Below are 20,566 nucleotides of genomic sequence, written 5' to 3'. Positions count from 1 at the left end.
GGTAGCTGGGGCCTGAATGTTGTCTTGCAGGCCCGGCAGGTGTATCGGCGGCGGACCACCCAGAGAGTGACCCGCTTGCCGTGGATGGGCAGATCACGATAGGGAACGTCACGCTTGCCGAACCGTACGAACTCACCCTGCACGCCGCACCCCTCGCAGGCTACTGGTGTAGGTGCTTCAAGCCGAAAATGTATGTCTTCATTCTGCTCATCAGAATCCACCAACTGGTACCCAGGAAGGCTTAACGAATTAATCATCTCCCGCCTTGATCAGAAAAACAGGTAGGTGGCGTAACCGGCAATCATCGCCATAGCAAAAATGACTGCTAAAAACGCCGCTAAAAGCTTCAGCGTGAACAAAGAGCGCAACAGAATGAGCTCAGTCAGGCTGGCTCCGGCACTGCCGATGATCAACGCTAGCACCGTCCCGGCACCCACGCCTTTGGCCATCAGAGCCGCTGCCAGAGGTATGACGGCTTCAGCGCGAATATACAACGGCACGCCGATGACAGCGGCAACTGGAATGGCAAAGGGATTATCTGGGCCTGCATACTGCTCCAATAAGTCAGTGGGCATGAAACCATAGATCACGCTGCCAATCGCAATACCGATGAGCAGGTAAGGCAACACATCGATAAAGTCCGACCAAGCTTCCCGCCACACACCACTGTACTTCCCTTCTTTCTTAACCGTGACAGTGGGTTGACTGTCACAGCATTCGCTAGACGTAGAGACTGTTGTCTTCCTATCAGCCCCGCAAGAAGCCGTCTTCGGAGTGGTGTCGCAGCTGTTGGTGCCGCAACTCGATGCGGTCGATGTAGCACTGCACGGGCTTGCTGATGAACTACATCCACTGCTCTCTTGTGTCGCCGTCCGGCGCACATAACGCTCGAAGCCAAGCGTGTGAAGCAGCCATCCGGCACCTACCGCGACCACCAAAGCGGCGAGCACATAGATAGCAGTAAGTGTCCATCCAAACGTGGCAACCAGCAGGCCGACGACGATAGGATTCAGCAACGGAGATGAGAAAAGAAACACCATCATCGGCCCAAAACCGGCCCGTGCCCGAATCAACCCTTTCAACATGGGGATAGTCGAGCAACTACAGAAGGGCGTTATAGCTCCTAAACCAGCAGCAAGAAAATAGCCTCGCTTCCCACTGGAAGTCAGTAACGCTTCCACCTTGGATGGTGGGATGTGACGTTGAAGAACTCCGACCAGCAAGCTAATGCCAATGAATAAAACCGATAGCTCGATAGCGAGAAAGGCGAACATGCCTAGAGCGTCTTGGAGTTGAGATGACATTCAATATTACTCCTATATTTCTAGTATTGTCGAAATGATGTACGCAGCCTACTTGCGTTTATCCGACCTGTCAACTATAATTCTAGAAACATCGAATTATTGGGGCGTGCTATGGATCACGAAAAGGTTGCAGCCAGCTTAGCTGAGCTAGGGAATAGTCACCGACTGTCCGTGTTCCGCTTTCTGGTCAAAGCTGGCCATGATGGGGCTTCGGCCGGAGATATCCAGAAGGGGCTGGGTATTCCTGCTTCGACGCTATCACATCACCTTGCGCGCATGGCCAAGGTAGGGCTGATCCGGCAGGAGAAACATAGCCGCACGATTGTCTGTATACCCGAGTATGGGCACCTAGAGAATTTGATCGGTTTCTTACAAGAGGAATGTTGTGCAGGTGTCCGGATTGCGCATGAACCAGAACCGCTTTGACGCTTGCCCAGCTCTCGCTGTCCTCCCTAGTCAGCATCGCTATGAAGACTCAGGCGAAGGTGGAAACAGAAAATTGGCAGTAGAGTAGGCTGAAGAGGATCAATCAGATAATCCGCTGAGAAAGATTTTCTTCTTTACATCTTTGGCATTTTATCAACCAGAAATTCCGGATACCCCGAAAATGACCGGCATTGACCTGGGTCTCAAAGACCTGTTCGTGACCAGCGATGGACTCCGAATCGGCAATCCCCGCCATACGGCCAAATACGCCGCCAAGCTGGCAAAGGCGCAACGGCGCCTGAGCCGGAAAAAACTCGGCTCCCGGAATCGGGCGAAAGCCCGACAGAAGGTAGCGCGTATTCACGCCAAGCTCTCCGATTGCCGGATGGACAACTTGCACAAGTTGTCCCGCAAGATCGTTAACGAGAACCAAGTGATCTGCGTCGAATCCCTCAAGGTCAAAAACATGCTGCGCAACCGCTCGCTGGCTAAATCCATCAGCGATGCCGGATGGGGCGAGTTCGTTCGCCAGCTGGAGTACAAAGCCGACTGGGCTGGCCGCCAGGTGGTGGCCATTGACCCGTGGTACCCGTCCAGCAAGCTATGCTCCGGGTGTGGTTTTGTGATGGAGGCTATGCCCCTGACTATACGGCATTGGACTTGCCCCGACTGCGCAACCGAACACGACCGCGACATCAATGCCGCGATCAATATTAAAGCCGCCGGGCTGGCGGTATTAGCCCTTGGAGAGAGTGTAAGTGGCATGGAGTCAGTCTCCGTGTCCAGTTGTCGGTGAATTGGGAATCCTCTTCCTTCAGGTGGAGGAGCAGTCAATTACCCGCATACCGCTTCCGAAAAGCATCCAAATTACCGCGACATTCCGGCAACCAAGCTCACCCCGCGACGCGGCCCAAAGGATGTGTGCAAGCTGTCCAGGACGATCTACTACCTGCGCTTTTCCTCGGCCATGTTCCGGTACGGAACGAAGCCGGTTAGTTGGTCTGTGCCTTGGCATTTCCCGCCTCCCAGGACCTTCAGTGGTGCCTTATTCCAATGTAGCACGCAATGCTTACCGAGAAATGCGTGACCCCCTATCAATAGGGGCTTCATGGGAATGTTGGAGGAAGGCACAAAAGGGCGCCCAACAACGAGGTGAACGATGGGGTACGTATAAATACTTATGCGAGGCAGCGAGAGTAACCAATCCTTCGGCATAAATAAGATACCCGGAGATGATTTTCCGGGCTCAATTATTTAACCAGAAGGAAAATTCTATGAATGAAGTATGGGTCTATCACAACGGCTTACCTATCAACATTGACTCCAAAGAGGGGTACGAAGCAATCCGAGAGCGTGATCGCAGCTTGATCATCTTTCACCCGAATCGAAACAAACCTGTTCTCGTGAAGGTTTGGCGCGATAGCCGCGGCCGGTCGACAGCCCCTAAACGCAGTCGGCAGGTTATCTGGGGCTTCGCCTACGATTACTACCTCCTGGACGGCTAAGCGCTCAACGCAAAAATTAGAGCCACGCAATAAACTTGAATTGGAGAACTCCAAAAACATAGTTATAATTTGGAGAACTCCAATCAATGTGCGCGGATAGAGGAAATAGATGACGTCTGACAACAGCCAATCAATTGCCAAAGAACTTGGACAGGCTCTGAGCGAACTCTACTTGTGGAATAACTCAAGCGATGTCGAGGCCTTGCAAACACTTTTGTGCATCCAGCTGCTGGCGGATCACAGGGGATATGCTCAGCTGGCGGAGGTCCGGCGTGAAGTTGGCATTGCGCCCGACAGAATGACCCGATGCGTAAGGTTGCTGATGGGCCAGAAGAAAAGCATGCGCCTATCCCTGCTTGCCGGCGACACTAACGACAGGGCGCCATTGATTGATATGGCTGCTTACGAAGATTCGCCAACCGTGAAGCGGGTTGCCTTAACCCCAAAAGGGCGGGACATAGTTCATCAGTTCCTTCTTCCGTCGCTCAAGCGGCAGGAGCGTATTGCCGAACTCGAAGAGAAAGTGAAGGTACACGCGCGGATTATCCAGGCCGTCGAAGATCTTGGTTATGATACGGACAAGTTGGCGTCAGGCGCGCTCGGAGGTAACGATGTATTCGCACATCGAGCCAAACACTTCCTCGGCTCGCTTCTCAAAGATCTGGCCAACCTGTCGCCGCAAAAGATCTACGATCTAGGCTTGCCGAACACACAACAATGCCTGATGACGTTGGCCGGCTTTTCCCCTGGATCCGAGGCCAGCGAAGACGAGGCCCGAAGACAACTGGGATTCCTTTACGCAATAATCAACCATGCAAGGACAACGGAAGACTCTCGCTGAGGCCAGCATGACACTAACGGAGCTTTTGAGTATCGACCTGGAAAAACCACACCCTCACGTTCGCGTTGGCGACGTGTGGGTGCGGTTTAAGGCGAAAGATATCAATGGCTGCCGCTTCTATATTCCAACCTATATTTCCTGGAATGGTAACTCCCGGCCGGGCTGGCAAGTTCGCATCGAGCGGACAAAAGGGAAACCAACGAAAGCGTATTTCAGCGCCAAGCAAAGCTCTAACCTTGACTCGCTCAACCAGGCCTGGGCATTCGTCATTACGCGGTTAATGGAAGGAAACCTTACCCCCAGGGACACAAAGCGCGTCCGCACATCCGTCGACACCGGTGTTGTGGGCGTATGGCTTGGAACAGCCAAGCCAGGCAACACACGAACGTTAATGCTCAGAGTCGCACAATCGACAGTGGCGGATAAGGCGCGCAACGAAGTCTTCTATAGCGTTGCCCGTGACGGCACTAACCGCGAACACTTCTTGGCGTGCTATAAACGCGCAATTGCTGCTCGGCGGTACTACGAGGAACTGCGCCAGACACACTACCGACTCGATACACCTATAACGAGAGAAACCCATATCCCGGATCGATTTTTCCCGGACTCGGTACCGGTACCCGATCTGCTCGAAAAAGCTCTGCGCGCCGCGGAAAGCAAAACAAACAGCAAGCCGAAAGGCGAATAGCGCGTTGGCACACCAGGTAAAACCCGCCAGCAGGAAATACCTCTATCGGGCCGGGTGCGCTCGCAGGAGCGAAACCAGATAAAGCCAAGCCTCCCGAAGAGAGGTTTGGCTACCCCCACCATGGTCACCATCGTAGATTTCATCAAGGATTTGCCCATCCTCAGTATCAACGGTTAACCACCAATGATCCCGACCGCGCCCCATCTGCTCTGGGACAAAAACTCTGACACCCTCAGCCATCAGTGAGTGGAAGGTCAGGCGGTGACCATTGAAAACGATCGGAGGCCTTCGGCGCTCCAGCGTATACCCTTGCAGGGTCAATGCGAGCCCATCCAGGTCCGCCTCAGATTCACCAGATGCATGACCAGGCTCAAAGGAATCCATGATGGCCCTCAAGTCCATAACAGGCGGCTCGGGAACCATCTCAACAATAGAACCTGGCACATCGTCATAATGTAACCGTGAAGCTGGATACTCACCACGCTCGTAAAAGCTTTCAGCGTAGCGGCGTATGGCCATGGCCTTGCGCAAAAAGCCGGAGAATCGTCGACAAGCATCGAGAGGATCATCCGCCAGCGCACCCTCAAACAGACTGCCAACATAGCGCATGACTGGCTTTGGCTTTCCACCGGGTTGTCCCATCTGGAACGCTGCAGACACCACAACGCGCTTTTGGTCTTTCTTTATCGCTCTGGACACGATTACACCGGGAACCCCCGTGTCGAGAAGCGGATCGCGATTATTTGGACCACCATAACCTTTGTGTTGGGACGGACGGGATTTCATGAAGCGCTCGGAGTTCCTATAAATCTAAGTGCGGGCGTATAACATGGCAAAAACCGAAGCATTTAGCCAAGAAGAATATCGAAATGGGAGCAGCTGAAGCATGGAAGCCGCCCGGCGGCGACCAGGCATTTGAGGGAAGGGCAGGCGCCCGCCCCGAAATCAGGAAAGGGCCAAAGGCCCGCCAGCGGCACTGCCGCCAAACGCGCAGCGGCTATAAGAAGCTTTTTTCACGCACTGTAGCATTGAACCCTCAGAGCCATGCCTCAAGCGTTAAGCAGGTTACAGCAAGGTCTGTAGGCTCGACATAAACAGATCCATACCCGCCAGACGGCGATATGGCATATCTGGCCACACGGTTTGCCTCCTTAACTGAGGGAAGCACGGCGATAACGTTTGCTAAGGACTGTGACTGGATGACAGCACAAGGGCCCTCGTAATCGGTGGGCACATGGCTAACTGCGGTATCAGCTCCGATCTCTGCAGGATTCTCTTTTAGCAAGGTCATGTGGTACCCGGGTCACCGGCAAGGGTAGCGGATTCCTGATCGGCGTACGCCTTGTCAACAAGCTCGCAGTGCTGCCTGATTTGAGCAAGCAGCGTCGGTGTCACCGATTTATCAGTGTCAGACCGCTCAAGGGAGGGAGTCATTAACTCTTCGAGGAACATGGAATAGGTCTGAGCGTTCTCAAGCAGCTGATCTAAAATGGGGACAGTCCCCATATCCGCAATGGAAACAGCGTAGTCACGTAAACTGCGTAGCCGCTCTACTGATCTAAACACGTCCTTTTGCAGCGAACCAGCTTGAAAAACAGTGAGAGGCGTAGCCGAGTATTGCGTGGAACTCATGGTAAGGCCCTAAATGAATAATATGGGTTCGGGTAGCCGCAATTGTAACTTACTGCCCCGGTGACATTGACAAACGATCCTCATCTTCATCGTGGCCTGGTACATCCAAATTGGGCGATGCGGATACAGATCGAAAATACTGGTCTCCGTAGACAGACTGGATGTAAGAAGCAATATCGGTTGCGGACTCACCAGAGCCATGAGCGACCACGGAGCTGGGGTCAGCCTGCTTAGCGGTTTCGCTCATATTAACCAGGGCTTCCTGGATTAATTCGATGGCAGACATTCGCTGGGCAGAGAGATCCTGAATTGTCGGCAAGCCTGCCAAAACGGAATCCATCGACTGGCTAATGGAGCGTGCCGCCTCGGGCGTCAATCCAGCATTCTGCGCGGCCTTCAATTCTGCAATATGCTGACCAAGGACACTCTGAACATCCGGAAGGTGAGTAAGAGAGTCAACAGCACGAGCGCCGCTCTGAACATCTCGCTCACCGTTATAGTCTCCACCGAGCATGGCAAAGGCAGAAAGGGCTGACGACACCCCATGGAGTGTCTTGATGGCACTATGAGTCTGCCAATCTCGCTCCAGGTAATCAGCATAGATGTGAGCTTCCGAGCCTACCGGCAGGTAATCCCGTACCGCTTGAATAAGCTGGCTGTCGTGCCGGCTATTGGAATGACTGAAATCATAAGAGGTTTGATCGGGCATAGTGTTGGCTATCAATTCAGCCGCGTTATGGAAATAGCCGGCTTTTTCGACAATATCGTAGGCAACCAGAGGAATTGCCTCATAGCTAAGATTTTTCAGAAAATGCGGGTCACGCTCGACAAGCTCCGACAACACTTCTACCCCCTGAGATGAGCGATACATGGAAAGCCCGTTGTTGTCCTCCGGAGCACCAGACATACCACCGCCCAAGGCCCGCATATTATCCCTTCCCTCAAGAGTTGTGAGGAAATCCTGGAATGCCTCGGGTGACATATCGTAAGCCTTGTAAATAGCCATCGAGGCAGCAACATTGGAGTGAGCCTCAACCTGAATCTTGTAAGTTTGAAGAAAAGCATCTTCGACAGATTCATTTGCAGGATTCTCTCCCCCATAGAGCATCATTTCCTGATGAAATGTCGTATGGGCCAGCTCGTGGAACAATGTAAACGCGATATTACGCTCCGAGACACCGGTAACTGCGTCATCCCAAAGCGATCCCTCCATTCTCTCAGGGACGATCACATGAGCTGTCTGTGATGGATCATCAAAACTATCAACGGCGCCTGGAATATGATTGCCGTTCAGCGCAAACGGATTAGGAGTGCCCGGGATCTTGTAGAGAAAACCCATACCAAAGCCGTCAGTTGCGATACCAAGATTTGCAGACCAATCCTGACTCTGTGAGACCTGAACCTGCTTATTTGGCTGAAAAGGATTAAGAAGCGCCTTCGGCTCATCAAGAACGCCGGCCGTGAAACCAAAGTTCTCAGCAACCTGGGCGGCTAAATCGGTCACCTCAATCTCAGGAATGTGGTCAAGCCTCTCTGCGGGCTGACGATTCTGTATCAAGTCCGCCAGCTCATGGCGAGGCAAGTTGTCCAGATCAGTCACCTCCGCAACCATTTTTCCATAAGGAGTATCTGACGCAATCTGCACATTTTCCGAAACCCCTGAAGTCGACCCACCCATATTTATATCGGCAAGCCCGCTCATCGCCCGGTCACTCATGGTGGAACACCCGGTTGCCCCGGCCGCCATAACGACTGCCAAAACCGCTGGCTTTACGCTTTTTTGCAGAGTGTCAAACCACTTGGTGCGCTGGAAGCCATCTGTTTGCTTGAGTGTTGCCCGAAATTCAGCACCGGCGTTCGCAGCCTGTAAAAGATGTGGACTCATTGCAGTTACCCTCGATAAGCAAGTTTGAACGCACCATTTCCCCGACGAAATGCAAAGCTGATGGCTTGCTTGCGATGCAAAAGAGAAGAATCAGGATAGCTTAGTGGTGAGGCGGTTGGGTGACCACGCCTCAGAACGTGAATGTCGCCATTTGGAAACAGTGCAACCGACAAAGTGAAGCCCAGCATCGAGCAGGGTGACTGGCGCAGTGCATTAAGATGCACCGTGCAGTATAATGCACAATGAAATGAAGGTGGGCACCAGGAGGACACGCTACAATGCTGGCAATTGAGACACCAATGACTCAGAGAGCATCACCAGAACCTGGGGCAGCGATCGGCCTCGCCATTCGCTACGCGAGGAAGGCTGCAGGACTGTCTGGCGAAAAACTTGCAGAAGCAACCGGGCTATCACTCCGTACGATTGTCAAAATTGAGCAAGGCGACGGAGCGGTAGCCTTTGGCAGATACAAATCCGTTGCTTGCGAGCTAGGCCTCGAATGGATGTTCGATGTTTTTGGTCGTGATACCAGCAATGAAGCCCTTGGGACACCGAAATACTATTTGTCTGGCATGACAGCACTATGCCTACCACCAGCTGATGGTAGACCGCCAGCACTCTGGTATACAAGCAGCTTGAGCAACCCCTCAAGCTGGCGGATTGCCGGGAAGCACACAGCACATACAGGCGCACTACTCGGCGTGGCGGGCTTATGGAATGCCACTGCAACGATTGCACAGTACGGCGTGGTTGCGCCGTGTATCTGGGCGGCCAATCCAGAACGCGCGGTATTCGACCTGCTGATAGACAGCTGCGAAATCCGCCAGCGCAGAGTACCTAATGTGCAGGTTACCGATATTGATGATGTGGTTAACCTGGAACAAGTGAGAGAATGGGTAGCGCAATGTGAGCCCTTTCTGGCAGACACAGCCCGAGAGGGCATTGAGGATTGGCTAAATGGAGGTCACCAGTGAACCTGACAAAACAACAACAAACCCATCGACAAATCATGCAGGCGATCTGCGAGATCATCCATGACGAAGGCAAACCCTTGGTTTTGAAAGGGGGGACTGCATTACTTCTGGGATACGATTTGCAACGGTTCAGCGAAGATCTGGATTTCGACCTTACAACTTCATTGCAGGGACACCTAAACATAGAGAGGATCTGCAACAGCGCCATCAAAAAGCTGGCCGGAAAGGGAATCAAGGTTAGCCTCTCAAGCTTCAATGAGCCCAAGAAAACTGGAACAACCCACCGCTGCCGGCCAATGTTCTCAACCGGCGAGGGTGAACCACCGATCCCCATCAAAATTGAGATTTCTTCGCGGACCACGCCTGACCCAGCCAGTATATGCGTGATCAACGGCATACAGATGTACTCCATCAGCCAAATCGCGCACCTGAAGCTATTGGCGGCACGGGAAGACCCAGCCATGCCTTACCGAACAACGGCTCGCGATCTGCATGACCTGGCATTCATTGCGAGTCGGTATTCAGCAGATCTCCCCCCGGAACTGGTAGCGCAGCTTGAAGAGTTCTTCAGCGATCCAACCCACCTAATGGAACGCTATGCCAGCGCGTATGAGGGTGACCCCATACTTAACGGCCGGTTATTTGATGATCTCAGCATCATCGAGGAATGGTTAGACCATCAGAACGATGAAGACACACTTTCCATGTTTGGCCCCTGTTAAGAATGGCAAATATCCTTTGCCGGGGTTAAGTAGCTCGTGGCGACGGCACTAAGCGCAAGTTAACAGGGCGAGGGCCCGCATTCCTCGTAATCTTCTTCCCAATCTGGATTGCACCGCTCGGCATCGACCACACCAAGTTCATTGACCAGGTAACGGCAAAAAGGCGCAACCAACCTTTGTTGGTGCAATACTTCACCTGTATCCAGCCCTGCGGCAAGCGCATCCGAAAGCGAACAAAGCCGAACTGGTACGCCCGGAAGCTCCGCTTGCCATGCGGCAATTAACTCGCGCTCGGTCTGTACCCCCGAGTAGTCCAGATAGATGGCCTCATTCCCATACACGAGCTGGACAACCACATGATCAGGAATGCCCTGGTCCAGTCGACCCACCAGATAGATCTCAGAACCAGAAATCAGTCTGTGCAGGCTTTCCGCCAGCAAACCGCATCCACCGGAAAGCCAGGAACCCTCCGGTAGAAAATCGTAGGCTTCATCGGCATCCAGAACGTTCTGTAGGTCTCGATTAAATGGATGATCCATTATTGAAACCTGTCAGCCAGTTCTTCAAATAGAGTTCCGCCATTTTCGACATACAGGTGAATCTCCATTTCAGGTTGGTGATCCATCTCCAATACCGCCAGGCAATCCACCAGCAACGTGCGATCCAGCCTCCGCAACTCGGTCATATCCATCGGAAAACGCTTGCCGTTATACAGGCCGAGCAGGAAGCGAGCGACCACGGAAGACTGGCCCGTATCACTGAGGGCCACCGGAAGCAGGCGAAATAGGGCCGCCTGGCCCCGCTGGCGGATCACTGGCAGCTCGGTTTCTATAAACATTCTCTGAGCTGCGAGCCTGGCTGCCATTCGGTCCTGCATCTCTTTGCGATTATTCTCATTGCTCGGCATTGTTCAGTAATCCGGATAGTTGGTGAATACACTGTTTGTGGCTGTCGATTGCTTCAACGATCAAGCCCGATACGTGCTCCTGGGCGCAAACCACCTGTTTCTGCAGGTCGGATTGACTAACCGTGGAGGGCACACGAAATGAGAATGGGGCAGTCGTATTGTGCCGAGGAACCCCATTTACGTTTGGACCTTGAATTGGTATCGGCGGCTCAAAACACCAAACGATTTCCCAAAACCGGGGATGAGCTAACCGTTGCTCGACATCCAGAAAGCCAATACGAACCGATACAACCGAAATAGCCCCAAGAGCTTCCTTCCGGGTACGCTCGATAAAGGCTTCTTCGGCAAGACAAACCTCAACTGCATCAGCCGCAATCCGCCAGCCTTGACCACCGCGCGGACCGGGGGCCGATTCAATCCACGACTTCCGATCCAGGGCCAGCCAGTTGAGAAAATCATCTCGTGGCCAGCTGTCTTGCCCGCCAGCATGGTAATAGGCACCTCGGAACCAACGCCAAAGATCAGCCGGAGTGAAACGGGCATCCCTGAAGATGCCCCAGTAGTGCCTCAGTTTCTCATTAGACGCCTTTGGCATGGGTGCTCAGACCTCTATACCTTTTCAGGGCTGAGATAATGGGAAAGATCTATGACCGCTCGCCGCAATCTGCCATTCCACTGATCAAAAACGACTAACCCTGGCTGTGTGGCTGCCCAATCCACAAAGTGATTACCGGTAGCCTCTGTGAGTTCAATCAAAAGCCGCAAGTCTCCCAGCCAACCATCTCGCGGTGGTTCAGGGTCTCCGTTTGCCTCGGCAATCTGTGCCGATAAACCATTAGCGCCGGTCACCACGAAAATCTGACGAACAGGCACACTCAAAAGACTATGGGCAATTTCATGTGCCTTCCGCTCAGATCCAGACAAGCCATCAAAGGGCCCAGGCAGCCGGGCCTCGTCATAATAGTGAGCCAGCGGGTCAACTGGCTTGAGGCCAAGGAGCGCTCTGAATTTTTCGTACATAGGTCACCTCACAACAAGAGATTATGGAACATCATGCAAGCCTCCTATGTAGCCATGAGGTCGAGCGGCCGTTGCCGGCCACCAGACCTTTCTATGCGATTGACCCAATATCAATTACGGCGCCGTTTTCTGCAATTCGGTACGCAAGGTTTCCAGGTCGCCTAAGTCCACTTCTGGTCCCAGGCCACCGTCATCGTTCACCACATGCAGCTTCCCGCTATCCCGTGTCAGGAACAATACCTTTCCGTAGTGCTGAGGAATGTGCCTGGCCTTTCTCCGGGCATCCTTCACGTCATGCTTTGTTTCGATCAGTCGGGCCATGGGCGTCTGGCCGTCCACATGCTCCACACACACCACGAAGTCTGGGAAGAAGTAATTTCGATGCTCGCCGCGAACCAACTGAACCGAATAGGACTTCCGATCCGGGTTTCGGAACCACCAGGCGACAAAGCTGGCCTGATCCAACGCATCGGCAAACGCTCGTTCGTCGCTGTTCAGCGAGAAGGTTGAATCAAACCGGCCGGTCATAAACCGCTCATTGCCAACCTGCCACTGGGTATCCCGCAAAAGCTCCCGGTCTTCGATCACCAACGTTTGCTCAACGGTCGCCAGATCGTCGGTTGAGGGCGGAAGCACCCGATACAGGTTCTTATGACTGGGCTCCAACGCAATGCTCGATGGGAACAACATGGCGGCGGGTAATGGCCCGGCCGGCTCGGTCACGGCTTCCTTGGCAATCTCGGCATACAAGGCTTCCTCAAGGTCACCCGTAAGCTGGCGGACAAGCCAGTACGCTGCGGTGCGACTCATTCGAGTCAGCTCATCCGGGGCAACAGATTCACCGGCATCCATGATCTGCTCATTCAGCGTACCCTCAACGCGCTTGGCGAGGGTTTGCACGATGACCTTATGATCGGCCGGCTCGATCTGGGGAAGCCGATCAAGAGCGGCACGGGCCTCCCTGGCTACTACGTTCCGGTCAACCACGATAAAGGCATCCTGAACGCTTTTGACAACCCCGGTGGTCAGCTCGGTATGCCGCTCTTTTTCCCGAAGCCGGTTTCGGGCCGCCAGCGCGGCTTCCCGCTTCTGGCGGTCGGTAATGATCACCCGGGTAGCCACTCGCTCGGCAATTTCACCCATATTCAGGCCGGTGGGGCGAACCTCGCGCTCCAGGGCCACCGGCACTTCCCGCGCATCGTGGTTAACGGGATACACCCGAATGCCACGCTCCGCCATGATCGCTTGCCATTCCTCCATGCTGGCGGCGGTCTGCGGGTCAGGCTTTTTCGGTTCTTCATCAGCGGATTCCTCGTCCACCTCGTCGAGATCATCAAAGAGACTGCCGGTTTCCCCGGTTGTGGACTCGTCATTTACAGGGTGAGGCATTGGTGGCAGGGGCGCGCCAGGGCCACCCACTATTCCGCCATTCGTACCGGTGGTTGCCGTGTCCAGCTCATCGGTGTCTGACTGTTCGGTACCGGGAAAGGGGGTTCGTGGGTCAAGCTCCGGCGTTGACACCGGCCGGTTGGTGAACACTGGAGCGCCCGATTGGGTTTTTCGCCGGTACAGCTTTTCGGATTCGCCTTCCAGCGCACTGCGAACCTGCCCGGTGATCTCGACGGCGCTTTGATAGCCTTTCTGGGCATCGGCATTGGCGAGGTACACATAGGCGGTATTCAAGTCAGCCGGTATGACGTCCGCCTGGGTGTACTGGTTACGAATCTGCCGAGGGACGCGCATGACCCGTCCGATGAATTGCATGGCAAAGTCGGTGTCGGTGACCGATTTCAGGGAAGCCAGCACAAAGGCCCGGGGGGCGTTAAAGCCGGTACCGGCCGATTGCTTGAAGATCAGCACCTTTTTGGATGAATCATTGGCGATGGCATCCATCAGTTCCGGGTTCGGCTCATCCGATGAATGCTTGCCGATCGCCGGCATGGGAATCCCCAGATCAATCAAGGCGCGCTCAGCGTCCTCAATGGTGTCTTTACCATTGTCCACCTGCACCAGTAGCAGGGGCGTCAGATCAATGCCCAGCCCCTGAAGCTGGGTTGCGAGGTATTGATTGCGCAACCAAGCCTGCCTCAAGACGGTACGGTTCAGGTCGGCCACTGCTGCCGTGGTATCCTTGAGCTGATACACCACGGCCTCAATGTACTTCTTGTTCAGGCGTGCCTGCACCACATCATCCCGGGCAACATTGAACCCTTCAAAAGAGCTCAGTCCGGCACTGGCAAGAAAGTTGTTAATCCGGGCACTCTTTGGGGTAGCTGTGGCCAGCGCCAGGCACGACGGATTCAGCCAGCGCACGAACGCGCCAAATTCGGTTGCCTCATCCAGCGCAATGTGGGCCTCATCCACAACGACGCCTACTTCAAGCTCCTGAGACTTCACCAGCGCGATAAAATCGGCCGGCGTGCGTAGCTGTTCACCACCGCCGGCGTCATAGTCCGCCAGCCTCCACGCTCGCCGGGAAACCCCCTGCACGGTGGAAATCAACACCTGACCGGCTTGCGGTTCCTGGTTAATGCCTTGGGTAAACTGAACCGGTGTCAGGTCGGTGGCGTTGGTCACCAGATCATCCAGGGTTTGGTTAACCAGATTGGTGAACGGGACAAACCAGAACCAGACCACCTTTTTCTGGGCGGTGACATTGGATAGCGTTTTGGCCAGTACAAAGGTTTTGCCCGAACCGGTGGGTGCTCGCAGAAGGCAAGGGGGGCTGTTCTCACGAGTCAGACGCTCGGTAAGATTTGTGATCAGCGTTGTCTGGAATGGTTCAGGGATCGCGACATTGTGTTGAGGGGTCGAGACATTCAGGGTAAGCGAGGTCATTGGGACACCTCCTGTTCCGGCTCAGGGTCTCCGACAGGCGCCGTGGATGCCGAGGCCTGATTACCGCCCTGGGCGTATCGAAGGGCGCTCTCGATGGAATAACAGGTCACCGACTTGTCGCCGGCCAAGGCTTCCTGAAGGGAGTCCGGACGGTCGGTGTAGACGATCAACTGGCTAACCGGTAGGGCTTCAAGGGCGGCAACAGCTTCATCGGACAGCCTGGGACATAAAACAATTGCGCTGCTGGCGGTTTGAGCGACAACCCACACCGGCTGATCGGCTGGCGGCTCGGACAGGTAGCCTGTTTCACGGAGACTGAGCAATCCGAAGGCGTGGCGGGGCTCGGCCTCAAACATCAGATCGGCCTCTTCGACCTTATCCAGTGTGAAGTAAGTGAAGTCCCCGCCGAGGCCCGGGGTATCGCCGTAGCCGGACATTACCCTGCGCACACGCTCGGCGCAGACATCCCGGCACAGGTTTTTATCCGGCTCTTTCGCGGTTGCTTCGGTGCTGCTGCACATGATGAAGCGACGATTGCCGCCGTCTTTGGCGTTAAGCCCAATAACAGCTTGAGCTGTGGTGCCGCTGCCGGCAAAAAAATCCAGAATAATATCGTTCCCCTGGGTTGCCTGGTCCAATATTGCAGCCAGCACTGATGGAGGCTTGGGGTAAGGGAAAGAAGCCCCTCCCATACTGCCTTGCATCACGTTTCTAACTTCTGCAGTACCTTCGGTAGTCCCGCCAACCAGATATTCATCCTCCGAGGATACCGAGGTTTTTTCTGTCCGGGGGGTCAGCCAAGATGAGACCGGGGTTCGCGTGTTCTTCAATTGATCCTGAAATTTCTTCAGTCGTGGACGCCCATAGCCTATTTTCACACCAACCCAAGCATTTAGATTGGGCATATCAGCCCACAGCAAAGGTGTTTTTCCGCTCATTGGGACATCTTTACTGGCAATTGCACGCAATAGTTCCTCTAGCGTTGAAAATTCTTCAACGCGCTGATCCTGAGGGAACCAGACATCCCCGCTTTCAATCATGTCATCCATCGTCTTTGTGCGTAGCTTCAAATCTGAAGACCGTTCTTTGCTTGCATAAGCCCAGACGCGATTTGGATTGCATGGATAGACTATGCCGGTAGCTGGATCTTTCAGGGGATAAAAGGTATTCGGCCTCTCACGCCAGTTGTGAGCCTTTGCAAGATCGCTCAGATAAAAAGGGCGCCCATTTTCTTCATGGGTATATATGGAATACGATTTTTCGAGACCCTTGAATTGAAATCCGGGATTACCGTAAATCAAGATGTGTTCGTGGTTGTCGGACAGGAATGCGCCCCGAGTATCATTACCGCCTGTCCGAGTCTTCCACACAAAGCTACCAATGCGCATCCCCGGCATAACTTCATCCATCAGCAATTCGAGCTTGGAGCGGTTTTCATCGTTGATGGACACCATGATCACCCCATCGGGGGTCAATAAATCCCGGGCAATAGACAACCGTTGGTACATAAACTCCAGCCACTTGCTGTGCTTCCATCTGTCGTCCTTTTTCAGATAGTGGTCGTTGTAAACCCAGTCTTTTGATCCGGTGTTGTATGGCGGGTCGATATAAATAACCCGAATGCGCCCACGATGGGTTGACCTCAGCAATCTCAGCGAATCAAAGTTATCCCCCTCGATGATCAGGTTATTGCTGGCGGACTGTTCCGGCCAATGCGACAGCTCGGGATCAACCCTTGGGAACACCAAGTCCGAATTCAGCGCTTTATCGCGCTCGATCAGGTCTGCCTCCCAGGTCAGTCCGAGCCTCTTTTGGGTTAGCTCCTGCACCAGATACCGCTTGAGCTCCTGCGGAGAAAGCTCGTCCAGTCGGGCGAGAATGGCTTTCTTATTCAACGACATAATGAATCCTTGGCTGCTAGTTGCACCCTGTTAAACACTAACAATAGCACCACTTTGTGGCTTGACGGCATCAGCACTACCGGTGTGCGGAAAACGATACAGGCTTCCAGGGCGAGCCGTTTGCCAACCCTGCGACTCCGCACTCATGCGCTCAGCGTCTGAACCGAAGTGATACAACACCAGGCGATCCAGAAAATCGTGATAAGCATACTCGCGAGCCAAATCGTCAACCCCAGAATGCGAGGGGTTGGAGGTCATCGTGGCGTCGTGAAAGATAACCTCGCCACGGCCTGCGTGGGCCACCAACTGTTCCGGAATAGGGCGAGTATCACCGGTAAAAACAAACTTGCCAGGCAATGCCAACCCAAATGCCTCGTCAGGATAATGGTGCCGAACTGGAAAGACGTTGAAGCGGAACCCCAGGTGATAGAAGTGGCGGCCAACCGGAATGAGCTGAAAGCAGTCCCAGAAATTTTTGCCACCCTCGGCGACCTGGGTGCCCGAAGAGGCAAGAACCTGATGCAACCGAAACACGATATCAACAGGAACATAAAGCTTGATAAGCGGCAGGTCGGAAAATGCGCGAGCAAAGAACAGCCTTTCCAGTCCACCGATGTGATCAAGATGAGCGTGGGTAACAAACACGGAATCAAAGGGATAATCCATCGCCCGAACGGAAAAGAAGGCTTCCGAACCAAGATCAATCAGCATCCCACCGCACCCCTCGAAACGGAGTAAAGCACATGCGTTACCGAGATCGTCGCTGTGGGCGCCGCCAGCACCCACAAACTCAAGCTCAACATTCATGCCAATGACTCCAGCCGAACCATATTCAGAATTACCACTTCATCGGGCGACTGCCCTCGGTAATTATCCGACGGATCAGCCTCCCTATGAGGGCGAAGGCGCTGTCGAATGTAAGCCGGAATCTCCCCGGGTGAGACAGACTCAGGGAGATCAACCGTTGCACTCTGGGGAATCAATGACTCTGGAGGGGTAGTCTGGAGCCGTCCACGCTGCCGAACGATATAGGTTACATAAATCTCACTGCTTGAGGTCATAGCCTAGATACTCCGATTGCGACCGGCCGCACGACGGCGGGCCTGGTCTGCATTAACATAAATTTGCTCGGTAAACGCCGCGCTGGCGTGCCCAAGCTCTTCGGAAATATGCCGGATATCCGCGCCGGCCTCGATGGCCTGGCTGGCTCCGGTGTGACGCAGGTAATGCGTCTCCGAGGCAATCGCTTCCAACTGGGCCGCCTCGTCATCAAACCCTTTATCCTTCATCGTCTGAGCCGCCAGCATAATGCCTTCTTCGCAGATCCGCTGAATCTGCCGGGCACCCAGGCCACCACCACGAGCGGACGGGAGGATAGGCCGGGATTCGTTGGGCAAGGGCAGGGGAGAGTCGCAATCCAGGTGGGCCCGCCAGCGTTTGAGGTAGGGCAGGTACGCCTCGGGGCAGGTAATGGTGCGCCCCTTGTCGCCCTTGCCAAAGACGTAGTAGGTCCAGAATGCCTCGCCACCGGCCACCTGCTTCTGAAAGTCCGAAAACGTCGGAATGCGAAGTTCGCCATCCACTTTCCGAACGGCCAACTCGCCGACCCGCAAAAACAGGGATTTCATGGTGACGATGATGAATAGGTGACGTTCATACTCCGGGTCCTGGTCGGCCGCCTGCTCGATGGCCTCCCGAATGAATGACCACTGCCAGTCCGTATACCGGCGCACCGACGCTTCCTGGCGCTCCAGCAAGGCATTGGATTTTGCCTTTGTGTCCCGACGACGAACCTCCAAAAACGGGTCCTCTGCCATTATTTTGCGCTGGCGCAGAAACCGGAAGTAAGAGGCGAGGGCAGTCCGCGATGATTTCAGGCTCGCCGGGCTGGCGGTGTAACGCTCGCCTTGGGAGCGTTGACTCGTGAAGGGGCGCCAGCGGGGATTAATGATCCGCTGTCCTTGTTCATCCAGGAACCCCGAATGAATATTGGGAGCCACCCAGGCGGCTGGCGGATTCTTGAGGAACTTGAAGTAGCTGGAAACAACCTCGGCATCCACCTGATCGAGCGTCCGGCTGGCCACAACCCATAGGTAATTCAAAAACCGCTGCACTTCGCTCCGAAAGCGGTTGTAGGTGCCCGGGACATTGGAGTAGTCCGTCAAGTACCGAAGGCTGACATCCAGATCGCGAAAAGCCTTATCCTGATCAACAGACAACGCCACAATAGCATCGCGAACAGACGCATAACCTTGTTCGTCCAGCTGATCGTCAAGCTGGCTGGCGGCATCAAAAATGGGGAATCCGGGGAAGCGACTCATAGGCAAACCTCATGGGCAACACCGCCAACGAGGCAAGAACAGACGCTATGTTGGCTCATTCAGTAGTTACCAGCCGCGGAGCCCAATCACAATCCAAGCCACCGCCAGCAGTGTGCCCGGAAATCGCCAGGCAGCGAGTAATGCGCTTTAAATGACGCAGCTGGCGCGCTATGAACATCAACAGCATTGGATTGACCCTCTTGAGGCCGTGATAACCACGATGCAATTCCAGCCACAGCAACAACAAAGAGACCGATGATGATGCCAATTCGTTTCTGGCGGTCAAAGTCCCGCTCAATTTCCTCACTCGCCATACAAATAACTCTCCACAAGAATAAAAATACAGATGCTCAAGCGATCAATAACGCCACAAGAAGAATGCGATCAACAACCAAATTCGTCGGCAATTAGCTGAACATCAGCTTCAGTCTCAAGATAAATCTGCCTTTGAGCACTTACCCGGCGAATCTCATAGACGACCACGCAAAGTGCTTAATTTCGGCAATCCAGGAATCAATGGTTTAGGACCGAGATTCCACGCAAAGTGCTAAAAAAACTTAAAGTCGATTCTGGGATACGGCGTAGAAGACCAGCTTATGAAAATGGCTAAGCCATAATAGCCCTTTGATTTCATAACCTTGCGTGACCTGGTTGTCTTGTTTAGCACTTTGCGTGGAAATGTTTAGCACTTTGTGTGGTCGTCTAGCGTATCAAGATTACGGGGCGGGATATGCTATGTCAAATACTGCTAAGTATTTGACATAGAAATAATGGCCGGAGAATAGGAGGTTGGGCCGCCGTCAGATTGACACCACCCCAACACTTACGACTGCGAAGCGTTGTACGTCCGCTATACGACCACACAAAGTGCTAAATTTCTCCACACAAAACGCTAAATTTCCACGCAAAACACTAAAGCCGGCGTATGCACTCAGCACTGATCCGGGCTCGCAGACACATCATCTGGGTCGTCTACGATCTGGACAGACTCAACATCCCGGGCACTCTGAGCATGAGAGCCGTCCAGAACACCGACATCAACACTCAGCCCCGACAAGACAATCAGATCACCCAATCTATGCGGTTTATCGGTCTTTCGCTCAAAGTGACGGAGATTGGCTTCTTTGAGCGTAAACAGGTGCGCCTCAGCTAAATTGGTCGTATAGCCACGGTGATCCTCCCTATGAAACAGAGCCGCATCGCCAACAACGGCGGTGGTATCCTGCAAAACATAGAGATTTTGGGCTTGAATCAGTCGCTGCAACGTCTTGATATCCATTTAACGCCTCACATACCCGGTGAAAGGGAAAGGTCTTCCGAATCATCCTCGAAATACATGGCAACCTCATCCCCGGTGAGCCAAGGCTTTTCGGTTACCAGGTAACCAATAACGTTCACGGCATGGGGGCCAGGGTTCGCATAGAGCGAGTCATCGTCATCGCCCTCCGTCACTGCCCAGATATGAGACTCCCCCAACCCTTCAGTTGAGGCAAATGTGAGAGCGTCACTATATCGCGGGGTTAGCAAATCGCCATCCCGGGACTGGGCCAGCGGCTTGAACTGCTCGTCAAACTCATGTTCGGAAATCATATTCTGTACTCC

Annotated in this window: 22 protein-coding genes and 1 pseudogene; 7 read left to right on the top strand and 16 right to left on the bottom strand. The window is 53.9% G+C overall.

Translation table 11 applies throughout. The annotated features are described in order from the left end of the window. Positions 1-257, bottom strand: a pseudogene (locus ARC85_RS13340) (transposase family protein); the annotation flags it as partial. Positions 258-269: 12 nt separating this feature from the next. Next, positions 270-1,304: a permease gene (locus ARC85_RS13335; RefSeq protein ID WP_000098298.1), complete on the bottom strand. Its 1,035-nt coding sequence runs from the start codon at positions 1,302-1,304 to the stop codon at positions 270-272. Between the two features lie 111 nt (positions 1,305-1,415). On the opposite strand from ARC85_RS13335, the gene ARC85_RS13330 reads away from it, so the two are divergent. The 5 genes from ARC85_RS13330 to ARC85_RS13310 all read left to right on the top strand — a co-directional run bounded on the left by ARC85_RS13330 (position 1,416) and on the right by ARC85_RS13310 (position 4,764). Beyond that, complete coding sequence (locus tag ARC85_RS13330) at positions 1,416-1,730, top strand: ArsR/SmtB family transcription factor (protein WP_020742476.1); 315 nt, start codon at positions 1,416-1,418, stop codon at positions 1,728-1,730. A gap of 142 nt (positions 1,731-1,872) precedes the next feature. Then, positions 1,873-2,526, top strand: coding sequence for an RNA-guided endonuclease TnpB family protein (locus ARC85_RS13325; protein WP_286715073.1), 654 nt, complete (start codon positions 1,873-1,875; stop codon positions 2,524-2,526). A 478-nt stretch (positions 2,527-3,004) separates the two neighbouring features. Further along, positions 3,005-3,235: a hypothetical protein gene (locus tag ARC85_RS13320; RefSeq protein WP_041657321.1), complete on the top strand. Its 231-nt coding sequence runs from the start codon at positions 3,005-3,007 to the stop codon at positions 3,233-3,235. Positions 3,236-3,344: 109 nt separating this feature from the next. Further along, entirely contained in the window at positions 3,345-4,076 is a 732-nt protein-coding gene (locus ARC85_RS13315; RefSeq protein WP_011783275.1) for a hypothetical protein, read from the top strand. Positions 4,077-4,083: 7 nt separating this feature from the next. Further along, positions 4,084-4,764, top strand: a complete 681-nt coding sequence (locus tag ARC85_RS13310; protein WP_286715071.1) for a hypothetical protein — start codon at positions 4,084-4,086, stop codon at positions 4,762-4,764. A gap of 42 nt (positions 4,765-4,806) precedes the next feature. Here the strand turns inward: ARC85_RS13310 and ARC85_RS13305 are convergent, their stop codons facing one another. From ARC85_RS13305 to ARC85_RS13295, 3 genes are all read right to left on the bottom strand, one after another. Then, positions 4,807-5,463, bottom strand: a complete 657-nt coding sequence (locus tag ARC85_RS13305; protein WP_041657325.1) for a hypothetical protein — start codon at positions 5,461-5,463, stop codon at positions 4,807-4,809. Positions 5,464-6,051: 588 nt separating this feature from the next. Next, on the bottom strand, positions 6,052-6,396 hold the full coding sequence (locus ARC85_RS13300; RefSeq protein ID WP_041657329.1) for a hypothetical protein: 345 nt from the start codon (positions 6,394-6,396) through the stop codon (positions 6,052-6,054). 49 nt (positions 6,397-6,445) lie between these two features. Beyond that, positions 6,446-8,281, bottom strand: a complete 1,836-nt coding sequence (locus ARC85_RS13295) for a hypothetical protein (RefSeq protein ID WP_286715070.1) — start codon at positions 8,279-8,281, stop codon at positions 6,446-6,448. A 278-nt stretch (positions 8,282-8,559) separates the two neighbouring features. Between ARC85_RS13295 and ARC85_RS13290 the strand changes: the two genes are divergently transcribed. Together ARC85_RS13290 and ARC85_RS13285 are read left to right on the top strand one after the other, a co-directional pair. Further along, positions 8,560-9,255 (top strand): helix-turn-helix domain-containing protein, encoded by a 696-nt coding sequence (locus ARC85_RS13290; RefSeq protein WP_011783269.1) that lies wholly within the window; start codon positions 8,560-8,562, stop codon positions 9,253-9,255. After that, complete coding sequence (locus ARC85_RS13285; RefSeq protein WP_011783268.1) at positions 9,252-9,977, top strand: nucleotidyl transferase AbiEii/AbiGii toxin family protein; 726 nt, start codon at positions 9,252-9,254, stop codon at positions 9,975-9,977. The genes ARC85_RS13290 and ARC85_RS13285 overlap by 4 nt, the downstream gene beginning before the upstream one ends. 59 nt (positions 9,978-10,036) lie before the next feature. Here ARC85_RS13285 and ARC85_RS13280 read toward each other — a convergent pair whose 3' ends face one another. The 11 genes from ARC85_RS13280 to ARC85_RS13230 all read right to left on the bottom strand — a co-directional run bounded on the left by ARC85_RS13280 (position 10,037) and on the right by ARC85_RS13230 (position 20,554). Continuing rightward, on the bottom strand, positions 10,037-10,516 hold the full coding sequence (locus ARC85_RS13280) for a hypothetical protein (protein ID WP_011783267.1): 480 nt from the start codon (positions 10,514-10,516) through the stop codon (positions 10,037-10,039). After that, positions 10,516-10,815: a DUF7673 family protein gene (locus tag ARC85_RS13275; RefSeq protein WP_353744299.1), complete on the bottom strand. Its 300-nt coding sequence runs from the start codon at positions 10,813-10,815 to the stop codon at positions 10,516-10,518. Before ARC85_RS13275 ends, ARC85_RS13280 begins: the two co-directional genes overlap by 1 nt. Before the next feature lie 55 nt (positions 10,816-10,870). Then, positions 10,871-11,479: a hypothetical protein gene (locus ARC85_RS13270; RefSeq protein WP_286715069.1), complete on the bottom strand. Its 609-nt coding sequence runs from the start codon at positions 11,477-11,479 to the stop codon at positions 10,871-10,873. A 14-nt stretch (positions 11,480-11,493) separates the two neighbouring features. Continuing rightward, positions 11,494-11,904: a hypothetical protein gene (locus ARC85_RS13265; protein WP_011783264.1), complete on the bottom strand. Its 411-nt coding sequence runs from the start codon at positions 11,902-11,904 to the stop codon at positions 11,494-11,496. Between the two features lie 114 nt (positions 11,905-12,018). Further along, a complete protein-coding gene (locus ARC85_RS13260) occupies positions 12,019-14,742 on the bottom strand; it encodes a DEAD/DEAH box helicase (protein WP_286715068.1) in 2,724 nt (907 codons plus the stop codon). Then, entirely contained in the window at positions 14,739-16,643 is a 1,905-nt protein-coding gene (locus ARC85_RS13255) for a site-specific DNA-methyltransferase (protein ID WP_286715067.1), read from the bottom strand. Before ARC85_RS13255 ends, ARC85_RS13260 begins: the two co-directional genes overlap by 4 nt. Positions 16,644-16,673: 30 nt before the next feature. Next, positions 16,674-17,450, bottom strand: coding sequence for an MBL fold metallo-hydrolase (locus ARC85_RS13250; protein WP_286715065.1), 777 nt, complete (start codon positions 17,448-17,450; stop codon positions 16,674-16,676). A 257-nt stretch (positions 17,451-17,707) separates the two neighbouring features. After that, positions 17,708-18,964 carry a tyrosine-type recombinase/integrase gene (locus tag ARC85_RS13245; protein WP_286715063.1) on the bottom strand — a complete coding sequence of 419 codons (1,257 nt, stop codon included), beginning with the start codon at positions 18,962-18,964 and terminating at the stop codon, positions 17,708-17,710. Positions 18,965-19,050: 86 nt separating this feature from the next. After that, on the bottom strand, positions 19,051-19,278 hold the full coding sequence (locus ARC85_RS13240) for a hypothetical protein (protein ID WP_286715061.1): 228 nt from the start codon (positions 19,276-19,278) through the stop codon (positions 19,051-19,053). 617 nt (positions 19,279-19,895) lie between these two features. Next, positions 19,896-20,243, bottom strand: coding sequence for a hypothetical protein (locus ARC85_RS13235; protein WP_286715060.1), 348 nt, complete (start codon positions 20,241-20,243; stop codon positions 19,896-19,898). Positions 20,244-20,251: 8 nt separating this feature from the next. Next, on the bottom strand, positions 20,252-20,554 hold the full coding sequence (locus ARC85_RS13230) for a hypothetical protein (RefSeq protein ID WP_286715058.1): 303 nt from the start codon (positions 20,552-20,554) through the stop codon (positions 20,252-20,254). Between the last annotated feature and the right edge of the window lie 12 nt (positions 20,555-20,566).

The organism is Marinobacter sp. tcs-11, assembly GCF_002049515.1.
In the GTDB taxonomy this organism is placed as follows: domain Bacteria; phylum Pseudomonadota; class Gammaproteobacteria; order Pseudomonadales; family Oleiphilaceae; genus Marinobacter; species Marinobacter nauticus.
This window is presented reverse-complemented; position numbering and strand designations above follow the sequence as displayed.